General features: G+C 71.0%; 12 protein-coding genes. 7 read left to right on the plus strand and 5 right to left on the minus strand.

Translation table 11 applies throughout. The features are described 5' to 3' along the window. The first annotated feature begins 106 nt into the window (after nt 1-106). On the plus strand, nt 107-811 hold the full coding sequence (locus ACTZWW_RS08310; RefSeq protein WP_444780475.1) for an invasion associated locus B family protein: 705 nt from the start codon (nt 107-109) through the stop codon (nt 809-811). Between the two features lie 85 nt (nt 812-896). Here ACTZWW_RS08310 and hspQ read toward each other — a convergent pair whose 3' ends face one another. Further along, complete coding sequence (hspQ, locus tag ACTZWW_RS08315; protein WP_444780476.1) at nt 897-1,226, minus strand: heat shock protein HspQ; 330 nt, start codon at nt 1,224-1,226, stop codon at nt 897-899. Between the two features lie 69 nt (nt 1,227-1,295). After that, nucleotides 1,296-2,336, minus strand: a complete 1,041-nt coding sequence (locus ACTZWW_RS08320) for an HpcH/HpaI aldolase/citrate lyase family protein (protein WP_444780477.1) — start codon at nt 2,334-2,336, stop codon at nt 1,296-1,298. 178 nt (nt 2,337-2,514) lie between these two features. On the opposite strand from ACTZWW_RS08320, the gene ACTZWW_RS08325 reads away from it, so the two are divergent. The 4 genes from ACTZWW_RS08325 to ACTZWW_RS08340 all read left to right on the plus strand — a co-directional run bounded on the left by ACTZWW_RS08325 (nt 2,515) and on the right by ACTZWW_RS08340 (nt 5,932). Continuing rightward, complete coding sequence (locus tag ACTZWW_RS08325; protein ID WP_444780478.1) at nt 2,515-3,525, plus strand: AEC family transporter; 1,011 nt, start codon at nt 2,515-2,517, stop codon at nt 3,523-3,525. A gap of 22 nt (nt 3,526-3,547) precedes the next feature. After that, nucleotides 3,548-4,660, plus strand: a complete 1,113-nt coding sequence (locus ACTZWW_RS08330) for a CaiB/BaiF CoA transferase family protein (protein ID WP_444780479.1) — start codon at nt 3,548-3,550, stop codon at nt 4,658-4,660. Nucleotides 4,661-4,819: 159 nt separating this feature from the next. Next, nucleotides 4,820-5,488 (plus strand): response regulator, encoded by a 669-nt coding sequence (locus tag ACTZWW_RS08335; protein ID WP_444780480.1) that lies wholly within the window; start codon nt 4,820-4,822, stop codon nt 5,486-5,488. A 12-nt stretch (nt 5,489-5,500) separates the two neighbouring features. After that, nucleotides 5,501-5,932, plus strand: a complete 432-nt coding sequence (locus ACTZWW_RS08340) for an ion channel (RefSeq protein WP_444780481.1) — start codon at nt 5,501-5,503, stop codon at nt 5,930-5,932. A 60-nt stretch (nt 5,933-5,992) separates the two neighbouring features. On the opposite strand, the gene ACTZWW_RS08345 is transcribed toward ACTZWW_RS08340, so the two are convergent. Next, on the minus strand, nt 5,993-7,417 hold the full coding sequence (locus tag ACTZWW_RS08345; protein WP_444780482.1) for a hypothetical protein: 1,425 nt from the start codon (nt 7,415-7,417) through the stop codon (nt 5,993-5,995). A 311-nt stretch (nt 7,418-7,728) separates the two neighbouring features. On the opposite strand from ACTZWW_RS08345, the gene ACTZWW_RS08350 reads away from it, so the two are divergent. Continuing rightward, nucleotides 7,729-8,451: an SDR family NAD(P)-dependent oxidoreductase gene (locus tag ACTZWW_RS08350; protein WP_444780489.1), complete on the plus strand. Its 723-nt coding sequence runs from the start codon at nt 7,729-7,731 to the stop codon at nt 8,449-8,451. A 28-nt stretch (nt 8,452-8,479) separates the two neighbouring features. Here the strand turns inward: ACTZWW_RS08350 and ACTZWW_RS08355 are convergent, their stop codons facing one another. Further along, nucleotides 8,480-9,394 (minus strand): lipid kinase, encoded by a 915-nt coding sequence (locus ACTZWW_RS08355; RefSeq protein ID WP_444780483.1) that lies wholly within the window; start codon nt 9,392-9,394, stop codon nt 8,480-8,482. A 133-nt stretch (nt 9,395-9,527) separates the two neighbouring features. Here ACTZWW_RS08355 and ACTZWW_RS08360 point away from each other — a divergent pair, with 133 nt between their 5' ends. Next, nucleotides 9,528-11,012, plus strand: coding sequence for a TrkH family potassium uptake protein (locus tag ACTZWW_RS08360; RefSeq protein ID WP_444780484.1), 1,485 nt, complete (start codon nt 9,528-9,530; stop codon nt 11,010-11,012). An 11-nt stretch (nt 11,013-11,023) separates the two neighbouring features. Here ACTZWW_RS08360 and ACTZWW_RS08365 read toward each other — a convergent pair whose 3' ends face one another. After that, nucleotides 11,024-11,983, minus strand: coding sequence for a C45 family autoproteolytic acyltransferase/hydolase (locus ACTZWW_RS08365; protein WP_444780485.1), 960 nt, complete (start codon nt 11,981-11,983; stop codon nt 11,024-11,026). Between the last annotated feature and the right edge of the window lie 191 nt (nt 11,984-12,174).

Genomic DNA, 12,174 nt, shown 5'->3' on the forward strand with positions numbered 1-12,174 from the left:
CCACGCCTTCGCCTCAATGCGCGACGATGAGCGGCGCGCCCGGGCGGGACGAGCGCCTCGCCCGCCTCGCCATACCCTTCCTCCGGACGTGAAAGAGGATTTCAGGATGTCGTTTCCGGCACGATTCGCGCGCAAGCGGGGCCTCGGCTTCGTGACCGCCCTCGCCGTGGCGGCCGGCGCGCTCGCGCCGCTCGCGGCCTCGGCCCAGACCGCCCCCGCTCCCCAGGCGCCCCAGCCGGGCCAGCCCAACGTCGTGCCGGTGGTGCCCGAGCCCTCGCAGACCGGCTGGACCAAGCTGTGCGGCGACGACCAGGCGTCCGGCGCCCAGATCTGCTACACCACGCGCGACTTCGTCTCCGACCAGGGCCAGCCCGTGCTCGCGGTCGCGATCTACGACATCGACGCGCCCGAGGGGCAGGAGGACCAGCTCGTCGCCCGCTTCCTGATGCCGCTCGGCCTGCTGCTGCAGCCCGGCATCCGCTTCGCCGCGGACCAGAACGCGGCGACGAACGGCGCCTACGCGGTCTGCTTCCCCAACGGCTGCTTCGCCGAGGCGCAGGTCACCCAGCAGATGATCGACCAGATGAAGGCGGGGGCGAACCTCAACATCTCGGTGCAGAACCAGAACGCCCAGGTCGTCACCTTCCAGGTGCCGCTCGACGGCTTCACCGCGGGCTGGGACGGCGACCCGATCGACCCGGCCGAGCTCGAGGCCCAGCAGCGCCGCCTGCAGGAGGAGCTCCAGCGCCGCTCCGAGGAGCTGCGCCAGCGCCTCGAGCAGGAGAGCGGAGCCGACGCCGCGCCGCAGTGAGCCGAGCCGGTTCACCGCATCGAAGACAAGAGAGACGCCGGGCCTCGCGCCCGGCGTCTCGCGTTCCGGCGGGGACATCGGCGGCTCAATTCGCCGCCGCGGCCTTCGCCCGGTAGCTTCCATCCGCACCGCGGTCGAACATGCTGGCGATCATCGGGTGGCGCAGGGGTTCGTCCGAGGTGTCCGGCACGAGGTTCTGCTCCGAGACGTAGGCCACGTACTCCGTCTGCGCATTCTCGGCGAGGAGGTGGTAGAACGGCTGGTCCTTGCGCGGGCGCACCTCGGCGGGGATGGCGAGCCACCACTCCTCGGTGTTGGCGAAGACCGGGTCTACGTCGAAGATGATCCCCCGGAACGGATAGATCCGGTGGCGCACGACCTGGCCGATGGCGAACTTGGCGACACGAAGCGTCATGGGCGAGCTTCACCTCCGCACAGAACATAGGCCGTGCATGCCGCGCTTTCAAATCGGCACGGCGCCCTCTCACAGCCCGTAGGCGGCGCCGAGCTCCGGGGCCTTGCGCGCGACGATCGTCGCGAGGTCGACGATGACCTTGGCCTGCTTCCAGGTGGCGTCGTCCTGCATCTTGCCGTCGATCATGACCGCGCCCGTGCCGTCGGGCATCGCTTCGAGGATCTTCCTCGCGAACAGCACCTCCTCGACCTCCGGCGCGAAGACGCGCTCGGCGATGGCGATCTGGCTCGGATGCAGCGACCAGGCGCCGGCGCAGCCCAGCAGGTAGGCGTTGCGGAACTGGGCCTCGCAGGCGTCCGGGTCCGAGAAGTCGCCGAAGGGTCCGTAGAAGGCCTTCAGCCCGCAGGACACGCAGGCGTCGACCATGCGCGCGATGGTGTAGTGCCACAGATCCTGCTGCGCGGAGGCGCGCGGCGCGTCGCCGTCCGGATCCGAGAGGACGCGGTAGTCGGGATGGCCGCCGCCGACGCGGGTCGTCTTCATGCCGCGCGACGCGGCGAGGTCGGCGGGGCCGAGGCTCATGCCGTGCATGCGCGGCGAGGCTGCGGCGATGGCGTCGACGTTCTTCACGCCCTCCGCCGTCTCCAGGATCGCGTGGACGAGGATCGGCCGCCGCACGCCGTGGCGCGCCTCGAGCTGCGCGAGGAGCTGGTCGACATAGTGGATGTCCCAAGGCCCCTCGACCTTGGGGACCATGATCACGTCGAGCTTGTCGCCCACCGCCGCCACGATCTCCGTCAGGTCGTCGAGGAACCACGGCGAGTTGAGCGCGTTCACGCGCGTCCACAGGCCGGTGTCGCCGAAATCGGTGCCGCGGGCCATGGCGATGAAGCCCGCGCGCGCCGCCTCCTTGGCGTCCGCGGGGATCGCGTCCTCGAGGTTGCCGAGGATCACGTCGACCTTGGAGACCAGCTCCGGCACCTTGGCGCGGACCTTCTCCACGTGGGGCGGCACGAAGTGGATCATCCGCTCGAGCCGCACGGGCAATTCGCGGTAGGGCTCCGGCGCGCCGAGCGCGAGAGGCTGGTAGAAGCGGCGGGGGCTCTTCATGCGGGTCTCCCATGGCTGGCGAGGACAGGACATAGCCCGCGCGCGGGGGCGGGGCCATTAGCCGATGGGCGGCTGCCATGCGACCTTTGCGATTGCGAACCCGTCGTTTCCTTGCGAGACAGGGCGCCGCATCGCCAGATCTCCCGTCTCCCGGGACGCGCAGCCTCCGGAACAGCCCATGTCCGACCTCGTCGGGCTTCTCGACCTCCTCGCCCCCTTCTTCGGCCTGATCGCGCTGGGCTGGGCCTGCGGACGCTTCGTGCCGCGCCCGGCGAGCGGGCTGTCGTGGATGCAGTTCTTCCTCATCTACGTCTCGCTGCCGTGCCTGTTCTTCCGGCTGATCGCCGGCGAGCCCCTCTCCGAGCTGGCGAACTGGCCCTTCATCGCGGTGACGACGCTCTCGACCTACGTCGCCTTCTCGATCGCCTTCGCGGTGGGCATGCTCGTCACCCGCGACATGCCGCAATCGGTGATGCAGGGGGTCGCGGGATCCTACTCGAACATCGGCTACATGGGCCCGCCGCTGGTGCTCGCCGCGCTCGGCCCGGCGGCCAGTCCGCCGGTCGTCCTCATCTTCGTGTTCGATTCGCTCCTCCTGTTCTCGCTCGTGCCCTTCCTGATGGCGGTGGCCGGCGTCGAGAAGAAGAGCATGCTCGCCACCGCCGGCGAGGTCGCCTTCCGGATCGCGACGCATCCGTTCAACGTCGCCACGATGATCGGCGTCGGCGCGAGCTACTTCGCCTGGACGCCGCCCACCGCCATCGACAAGATGACGCTCTGGCTCTCGAACGCGGCCGCGCCCTGCGCCCTGTTCCTGCTCGGCGTGACGGTCGCGCTCAGGCCGGCGGCGTCCGCGGAGGGGGGCGCTTCGACGCCGCCGCGCGAGCGCGTGCGCAAGATCCCGGTCGAGGTGCCGATCCTCGTCTTCATCAAGCTCGTCGCTCATCCGCTCATCGTCTGGGTGCTGCTCTCGATCGTCGGCGACTTCGCGCCGCCCTGGGTCTTCGCCGCGATCGTGATGGCGGCGCTGCCGCCGGCGCTCAACATCTTCGTCATCTCCACGCAGTACGGGGTCGGCGTCGAGCGCGCCTCCGCGTGCGTGCTCGTGGGCACGATCGCCTCCGTCGTGACGCTGACGGGGTTCCTCTGGCTCATCGAGACGGGCATCCTGCCGCACGACCTGTTCTGAAGGCCCGGGAGGAGCCGATCGCATGGCCGCACGCCGCCTGCCGCTCGAGGGCGTCACCGTCCTCGACCTCTCGACCCTCCTGCCCGGGCCGCTGGCCACCCTGATCCTGGCGGAGGCCGGCGCGCGGGTGATCAAGATCGAGCGGCCGGGCGGGGAGGACATGCGCGGCTTCGCCCCCTTCGTGGAGGGCCGCTCCATCCCCTTCGCCATGCTGAACGCGGGCAAGGAGATCCTCCCGCTCGACCTCAAGGACCCCGCGGATCGCGCCCGGCTCGAGGCGCTCGCGCGGGAGGCCGACGTGCTCGTCGAGCAGATGCGCCCGGGCGTGATGGAGCGCCTCGGGCTCGGGCACGCCGCGCTGCGCGCGCTCAACCCGCGCCTGATCGTCTGCGCCATCACCGGGTACGGCCAGGAGGGGCCGCGGGCGCGCGAGGCGGGGCACGACATCAACTACCAGGCGCTCGGCGGCCTCCTCTCGCTGGCGCCGGGCGCGCCCGACCACCCGGCGACGCCGGCCGCCCTCGTCGCCGACATCGCCGGCGGCGCCATGCCGGCGGTGATCGACATCCTGCTGGCGCTGCGCCTGCGCGACCTGACCGGCGAGGGCGCCGTCCTCGACGTCGCGATGACGGACGCGATGGCGACCTTCGCCTGGCTGGCGCGGGCGCAGATGGCGGCGACGGGGCGCGCGCCCGGGCCGCACGGGGGCCTCCTCACCGGTGCGAGCCCGCGCTACGGGCTCTACGCCACGGCCGACGGCGGCTACCTCGCGCTCGGCGCGCTCGAGGACAAGTTCTGGGCGCGCGCCTGCGAGGGGCTGGGCCTCGCGCCGGAGCTGCGCGACGACGCCCGCGACCCCGCCGCCACGAAGGCCGCGGTCGCGGCGATCGTGCGCGCCCGCGACGGTGCCCACTGGCGCGCGACGCTCGAGCCGCTCGACTGCTGCGCCACGATGGTGCGCACGCTCGAAGAGGCCGCGTGCGACCCGCATTTCGTCGCCCGCGGCCTGCTCGCCGGCCGCGCGGAGTGGGACGGCGTCGCCATGCCGCTGTGCGACGTGCCGCTCGCCCGCGTCCTGCGGCGCGATCCCGACGCGCCGCGCCGGGTGGGGGAGGCGTCGGCCGGGGGAGCGTGAGCGGCCTGCCTCGCGGCGCGATTTCACCGCGCCTGCGTGTTCGCCCCCTCTTGCGCCGATTGTGGAATTCCGCTTTCCGTCGCTCTTGTTTCCGTCGCTCGCGGCCCGGCTCGGCCTGGCCGCGGGGCGGGCTCGGCGGGGCTGGTTGGGGAGGCGCGGGTGGAGAAGGCTGGCACGACGATCGTGATCGCGGACGACCATCCGCTCTTTCGCGGCGCGCTGCGCCAGGCCGTCACCGGCGTCCTCGCGGACGCGCGGGTGATCGAGGCCGGCGGCCTCGACGAGCTGACCGCCACCCTCGCCGAATCGTCCGACGTCGACCTCGTCCTGCTCGACCTGACGATGCCCGGCGTCCAGGGCTATTCCGGCTTGATCTACCTGCGCGCGCAGCACCCCGACATCCCGGTCGTGATCGTCTCGGCCAACGAGGACCCGGTCGTCATCCGCCGCGCGGTCGGCTTCGGCGCCTCCGGCTTCATCCCGAAGTCCCTGGATACCGCCGCCATCGGCGCTGCGGTCCAGGCGGTGCTCGCCGGCGACAGCTGGACGCCGCCGGACGTCGACCTCGCCGCGGACGACGACGACGAGGCCGCCGAGATCGCCAAGCGCATGGCCACCCTCACGCCCCAGCAGGTGCGGGTGCTGATGATGCTCTCGGAGGGTCTGCTCAACAAGCAGATCGCCTACGAGCTCGGCGTCTCCGAAGCCACGGTGAAGGCGCATGTCTCCGCCATCCTGCAGAAGCTCGGGGTCGAGAGCCGCACCCAGGCGGTGATCGCGGCCTCCAAGATCGGCGCGACCGCGAAGGCCTCGGCCTCGATCGCCTGACGGCGCGGCCCCGTGCTCCCGACCCTCGCCATCGCCGCCGCGATCGTCTGCGCGACGGTCCTCGTCCACTACGAGATCCTGCGGCGCGTCTCGCTCGCGCTGCCGCGGCTGCCGGTGCATCGGCCCCTGCGCATCCTCGTCGTGATCGCGGCGGTTCTGCTGGCCCACCTACTCGACGTGCTGCTCTACGCCGCCGCCTTCGCGGCGATGCACGACCACGCGGGGCTCGGGCGGCTCGAAGGGGCGCTCGGCGGCGGCTTCTCGGATTTCGTCTACTTCTCGCTGACGAGCTACACGACGCTCGGCATCGGCGACCTGTGGCCGACCGGACCGATGCGGCTGCTCACCGGCATCGCCGCGCTCAACGGCCTCGTCCTGATCGGCTGGTCGGCATCCTTCACCTATCTGGAGATGGAGGAGCTGTGGGGCCGGCAGCGCAAATGAAACGCCCGGGCGACGGCTTCGCCCGGGCGTGTCGTTCGCGCCTTCGAAGGACGCGTGCGATCAGTAGATCGGCATGCCCCAATAGGACATGAGCCGGATCGCGCCCGTCGAGATGCGGTAGTCGTCCGTGTTGTCATCGACCGTGATCCGCGCGTTGGCGATGTCGAGCGGATTGGCGCCGTTGGCGAGATCCTCGATCTCACCCTGGTCGAGGTAGATCTTGGCGGCGAGAACCAGGTCCTCGTGGTGGCCGTTGCCGCTGTCGTTGTTGTTCGACAGGCGGTAGAGCTCGACGAAGGTGCCGCGCTCGTCGGTCTGGACGTCGGAGAAGTTGTAGGTCTCGTCGTCGATCGTGTCGTACTGGTGCGCGCCGGTGAGCGAGAGGTTCTGGCCGGGGCGCAGCACGGCGGCGATCGAGCCGGTGTTGTGCAGGTCGTGGTCGCGGGTCGGCGGCGGGTAGCCGCGCGCCTCCCAGATGTCGTAGTAGCGCTGGTCGATGTCGTCGATGTCGTTGACGTTGGTCAGCTCCTCGGCGATGTACTGGTTCAGCTCCTCGCCGGTGAGGCCCTGTGCGCGCCCCTCGTCGTACAGCTGGTTGAACGCCGCCGGGTGGCCGGAGATGTGGACCCGGCCCTCGAGGTCCCCGTTCGCCGCCTGGTTGAGCGACACGCCGCTGGGGGCGCCGAACTGGCCGTTCGCGACGCGCTCGAAGAAGCGGTTGTCCGTCAGGTGCGCGCCGTCACGCAGCTGGTCCTTGGCGTGGACCATGCCGATGCCGTCGAGCGAGTAGTAGCCGTGCCCGTCGTGCATGCCGCCCATGCCGCCCATGCCGCCTATGCCGGCCATGGAATGCCCGGCACCCATTCCGCCCATTCCGCCCATTCCGCCCATTCCGCCCATGCCGCCCATGAAATGCCCGCCACCCATTCCGCCCATGCCGGACATGGCGTTCATCATGCCGGGCTGAGAGCTCATGCCGTTGCCGGACAGGCTCGGCACCGCGGGATAACCGTTGAACAGGCGCGGCACGCCGCCGTAGCCGCCATAGCCGCCGAGCGTATTGGGGGAGCCGCTGCCCATGCCGGTCCCCATGCCGCCCATCGAGCCCATGCTCCCGGTGGCCGGACCCGACATGAAGTCGAAGCTCGACAGCGGGGCGCCGCCGGCGGTGGTGCCCATGTAGGAGGAGACGTTGCCGTTGCAGCCGCAGCTCGAGCCGCCGGTGCGGGCGCAGCCTCCGGCCGCGGGCGGCGGGCCGTAGCCCATGCCGCCCATGCCGGCCCCGGCGTAGCCGCTGGGGTCGAGCCCGCCCCAGCGCGCGCCGTAGCCGCCGATGCCATTGCCGTTCGCGGCCATCCCGGCGTTCATGCCCGCGGTCATGCCCGCCTGAGCGTTGCGGAGGGCGCGGTCGAAGTCGTCCTGGCAGCTGCTGCCGTTCCCCTGGCCGACGCCGCCCTGCGAGGTCACTCCTGCCGTTCCGGTCATGGTATATCCATCCCGTTCGTGCCATTCGCATCTGGCGTGATGATAACGGAGCATTTTTCTTCTAGTCAACTGCAAATAGGATACGCATGGTTAATTCTGATGTCGCACACTCGGATACCAAGGGTGATTTTATAGTGATATTGCTATTATCTCGAATTATTATATATGCATCAAGAGCATTGTATTCTAATCGATCATGACGCGAGATGCAGGCGTGGCAGGCGTCCGCTTCCGTGCTAGCTTCCGGCTCGCTCCCTTCGGACGAGGCTCCCGTGCAAGAAACCCGCATTCCCAACGCTCCCCGCCGCATCATGCTCCTGACCGGAGCGAGCCGCGGCATCGGCCATGCGACGGTGAAGCGCTTCTCCGCCGCCGGCTGGCGCGTCATCACCGCCTCGCGCCACGCCTTTCCCGAGAACTGCCCCTGGGAGATGGGGCCGGAGGACCACCTCCAGGTCGACCTCTCCAGCGCCGAGGACACGATGCGCGCCATCGCGGACGTGCGCAGCCGGCTCGAGCTCGAGGGCTCGGTCCTGCATGCGCTCGTGAACAACGCGGGCATCTCGCCCAAGGGCCCCGGCGGAGCGCGGCTGAACGCGCTCGGTACGCCCTTCGAGACCTGGGCGCACGTCTTCCAGGTGAACCTGTTCGCCACGGTGCTGCTGGCGCAGGGACTGCGGGGCGAGCTCGAGCGCGCCCGCGGCTCGATCGTCAACGTCACCTCGATCGCCGGCGCCAACGTCCACCCCTTCGCCGGCGCCGCCTATGCCACCTCGAAGGCGGGCCTCGCGGCGCTGACCCGCGAGCTCGCCAGCGATTTCGGGCCGCTGGGCGTGCGCGTCAACGCCATCTCGCCCGGCGAGATCGACACCTCGATCCTCTCGCCGGGCACGGAGAAGATCGTCGAGCAGATCCCCATGCGCCGCCTCGGCACGCCCGACGAGGTCGCCAAGGCGATCTACTTCCTGTGCACGGACGCGAGCTCCTACGTGAACGGCGCGGAGCTGCACATCAACGGCGGCCAGCACGTCTGAGCCCCCGGGGGCGGTGCAGGGTCCGCGGTCAGGGCGCGAACACGCGGATCGCCTGCGGCAGGACCGAGAAGCGCGCCGGCGTCGTCGCGACGATCTCGCCGTCGGCGTTGACGTCGCGCGGGGTGCGGGTGTGCACCTCGAAGTCGACGCAGCGCTCGGTGCGCACGTCCGCCCAGGCACCGTGCGCGCCCTTGGCGAAGCAGCGCAGCATCAGGACGAGGCGCCAGACGTTGCGCATCTCGAGCGAGTGGAGGTCGAGCGTGCCGTCGTCGATCGCCGCGGTCTCCTCGACCACCATGCCGCCGCCGTAGTAGCGCCCGTTGCCGACGGCGACCTGGTAGGTCTTCACCCGCGTGTCGCCCGATCGCGAGGCGATCGTCGCCGTGAAGGGCCGCGCCCGCAGCGCGACCCGGATCGCCGCCAGCGCATAGGCGAGCCGGCCCCAGATCCGCTTGCGGCGCTTGCACAAGGCCTTGGCCAGGTCGACCGATAGCCCGATCGAGGCGACGTTGAGGAACGGGCGCCCGTTCACCACGCCGAGGTCGATCGGCCGTGTGAGCCCCGCCGCGACCGCGGCCATCGCGGCGACGGGGTCCGGCGGCAGGCCGAGCGTGCGGGCGAAGTCGTTCGCCGTGCCGCAGGGCGCGACGCCGAGCGGCAGGCCGGTCTCGAGGATGCCGGGCAGCGCGGCGTTCACCGTGCCGTCCCCGCCGCAGACGACGACGGCGTCGACCTCCCCGGCGCGCCTGCGGATGTCGTCGGACACCTCGCGCGCCGCCGAGAAGGTCTCGGCGAGCACGCTCATGCCGTGCCCTTCCAGCGCCGCCATGACCGCCCCCAGGCATTCGGCGCCGCGCCGGCTGTGCGGGTTGACGAGGAGGAGGACGCGCGCAGGGCGCCCGCGTGCCTCGGGGACGGGCCGGCCCTCGGCGAGAACGGTCATGAGTAACTCCGGAGCGCGACGGCGCACGGAGCGTTATGGTGCGCTGCCCACCGAATTGCGAGCCCCCGGGATACCAGGGGTCCTGCCATCGTCGCGGCGCCGTGCTAGAAGCGCCCTCCACGCGAGCGAGACCATGCACCGCACGAAGAGCCCCGGCCTCACGCTTCCCGCCCTCGCGCCGGTCGCCTCCCTCGTCGGCGGAACGCTGCTCGCGCTCGCGGCCGCGATGGTCCTTCCGATGGCCGTCGACCTGTGGGCGGAGAACCCCGACTGGCGCGCCTTCGCCGTCTCCGCCGGCGTGACCGCGGCGGCGGGCGCGCTGCTGATGGCGGCGGGGCGCGGGGGGCTACGCGGCGGGCTGACGATCCGCCAGGCCTTTGTGCTCACGCCCGCGACATGGACCATGGTGGCCCTGTTCGCGGCGCTGCCGCTCTACCTGTCGGACTACGCGCAGCTGCGCGACAGCTTCACAAACGCCTTCTTCGAATCGATGTCGGGGCTCACGACCACGGGCTCCACCGTGATCGTCGGGCTTGATTCGGCGCCGCCCGGCGTCCTGCTGTGGCGCGCGATCCTGCAATGGATGGGCGGCATCGGCATCATCGCCACCGCGATCGCGATCCTCCCCGCGCTCGGGGTCGGCGGCATGCAGCTCTTCCGCACCGAATCGTCCGACCGCTCCGAGAAGGTGCTGCCGCGGGTGCGCGACATCGCCGCCGCCATCGCCGCGGTCTACGTCGCCCTCACGGCCCTGTGCGCCCTGCTCTACTGGCTCGCCGAGATGACGCCCTTCGACGCCGTGGCGCATGCGCTGACCACCGTCTCGACCGGCGGCTATTCCACGACCGACCTCTCGATGGGCGGCTTCGGCCCGGCGGTGCAATGGATCGCGACCGCCTTCATGCTTGCGGGCGCGCTGCCCTTCGTCCTCTACATCCGCCTCCTGCGCAGCGAGGGCGCGGTCTTCCTCGACAGCCAGGTGCGCACGCTCGTCCTGCTCCTCGTGGGCGTCTCGACGCTGCTGGCCGGATGGCTCGTCCTCACGCACGGCTACGCGCCGGGAGAGGCGGCGCGGCACGCCGCCTTCAACGTCGTCTCGGTGGTGACGACCACGGGCTACGCCTCGACCGACTACCTCGTCTGGGGCAACCTCGCGGTGGGGCTGTTCTTCGCGCTCACCTTCATCGGCGGCTGCACGGGCTCGACCTCCGGCGGCATGAAGATCTTCCGCTTCGAGATCATGGCGCAGATGCTGCGGGCGCATTTCCGCCGGCTGATCTACCCGCACGGCGTGTTTCCGCGCACCTATGCGGGCCGCCCCCTGCCGGACGACGTCGTCGCCTCCGTCGTGGTGTTCTTCTCGCTCTTCTTCATCTGCTACAGCCTGATCACCCTCGTGCTGATGGCGATCGGGCTCGACTTCGTCACCGCGATCAGCGCCTCGGTCACCGCGCTCGCCAATGTCGGCCCCGGGCTCGGGCCGATCATCGGGCCCGCGGGCAACTTCGCACCGCTGCCGGAGGCCGCCAAGTGGGTTCTCGCCTTCGCCATGCTGCTCGGCCGGCTCGAGCTGTTCACGGTGCTGATCCTGCTCACGCCGGGCTTCTGGCGCGAGTGACCGCGCGGCGCTCAGCCCGGGATCTCGCGCGCGCCCTCGGCGAAGGCGTCGATCGCCTGCGTCCACGCGGGCCGGTCCGGCCAGAGATAGTCGACGGCGCCGGCGGCGGGACGGTAGACGGCGGTGTAGAACGTGCCCATCACGCCGTCGAAGTCGCGCCGCAGGATCGGCGGGGCGAGGAAGGCGCGGACCATCTCGTCGCGCCCGGTACCCGGCGTCTCGCGCAGGCGGGTCAGGAGATCGCAGCGCTCGACCGTCTCGCTCGCCGCGTCCCCCGCCGGCCATTCCGGTTCACGCTGGTGGTTGGTCACCACCGGGCCATCGAGCACCAGAGGCTCGCGGTCCGGTGCCAGCATCGCCACGGCATGGACGCCCGTCCGGTCCAGCACGACGATGTTCGTCGCCATGGCGGAGGGGATGCGGGTGAGCGCCGCGATCGCCTCCGGCACCGTGGCGCAGGTCTCGAGCACGTAGCGCACGAGCCAGGGATTGGCGAAGCCCTCCCCCGCGACCGGCCGCCCGCCGAAGGTGAGCGCCGCGGAGAGCCCCGCGTCGTTGATGCCGTCGAGCGCGCCGAAGAGCGCCTCGCTCAACGCGATCACCCGCCGCCCGCCGGCCCAGCGCCCGTGCTGGAGCGTGCCCTCGAAGAAGCCCGAGGTGAAGTCGTAGTTGCGGATCATCACCGGCTCCGCCTCCGGCGAGATCGCCACCGAGCAGCCGGTCACCACCGGCGGGGGCGACCAGCCCGTGAGGAGGGCATGCGCCACGGGATCGTCGCCGGCCAGCTCGCAGGCGCGCTCCCAGGCCGGCACGAGCTCAGGCATGTGCGCGGCGAGGGCGGCGCGGCGCACAGCGATTGGCGGGTCGTCTGCGGCGGGCGCGAACCAGGCGCGATAGCGCGGCCAGAGCGCCTCGAAACGCGCCCGCCACTTCGGCCCCGGCCGCTCCTCGGACATCGCCACGAGCTCCATCGCGCTTCCCTCCGGCCGCCGTTCGAGCCGGCAGCGTAGGAGAAATTTTCAGCCCGGCGCAACCGGCCCGCCGTCCTTGCGCCGGCCGCGTGGGCGGGGTAGCCAGAACCTCGACGAGGCCGAATGCAGCCGACTCTCCTTCCCTGTAGGATTCCTCTGCGAAACTCCGCCTTGTTCTGGCTTGCCGTTGT

This window comes from Salinarimonas sp. NSM (assembly GCF_052380005.1).
Classification (GTDB): Bacteria; Pseudomonadota; Alphaproteobacteria; order Rhizobiales; family Beijerinckiaceae; genus Salinarimonas.

What these genes read in the sequence shown, in the direction of transcription:
- ACTZWW_RS08310 (WP_444780475.1), top strand. Translation starts at nt 107, where the DNA reads ATGTCGTTTCCGGCACGATTCGCGCGCAAGCGGGGCCTCGGCTTCGTG.
- hspQ (WP_444780476.1), bottom strand. Translation starts at nt 1,226, where the DNA reads ATGACGCTTCGTGTCGCCAAGTTCGCCATCGGCCAGGTCGTGCGCCAC.
- ACTZWW_RS08320 (WP_444780477.1), bottom strand. Translation starts at nt 2,336, where the DNA reads ATGAAGAGCCCCCGCCGCTTCTACCAGCCTCTCGCGCTCGGCGCGCCG.
- ACTZWW_RS08325 (WP_444780478.1), top strand. Translation starts at nt 2,515, where the DNA reads ATGTCCGACCTCGTCGGGCTTCTCGACCTCCTCGCCCCCTTCTTCGGC.
- ACTZWW_RS08330 (WP_444780479.1), top strand. Translation starts at nt 3,548, where the DNA reads ATGGCCGCACGCCGCCTGCCGCTCGAGGGCGTCACCGTCCTCGACCTC.
- ACTZWW_RS08345 (WP_444780482.1), bottom strand. Translation starts at nt 7,417, where the DNA reads ATGACCGGAACGGCAGGAGTGACCTCGCAGGGCGGCGTCGGCCAGGGG.
- ACTZWW_RS08350 (WP_444780489.1), top strand. Translation starts at nt 7,729, where the DNA reads ATGCTCCTGACCGGAGCGAGCCGCGGCATCGGCCATGCGACGGTGAAG.
- ACTZWW_RS08355 (WP_444780483.1), bottom strand. Translation starts at nt 9,394, where the DNA reads ATGACCGTTCTCGCCGAGGGCCGGCCCGTCCCCGAGGCACGCGGGCGC.
- ACTZWW_RS08360 (WP_444780484.1), top strand. Translation starts at nt 9,528, where the DNA reads ATGCACCGCACGAAGAGCCCCGGCCTCACGCTTCCCGCCCTCGCGCCG.
- ACTZWW_RS08365 (WP_444780485.1), bottom strand. Translation starts at nt 11,983, where the DNA reads ATGGAGCTCGTGGCGATGTCCGAGGAGCGGCCGGGGCCGAAGTGGCGG.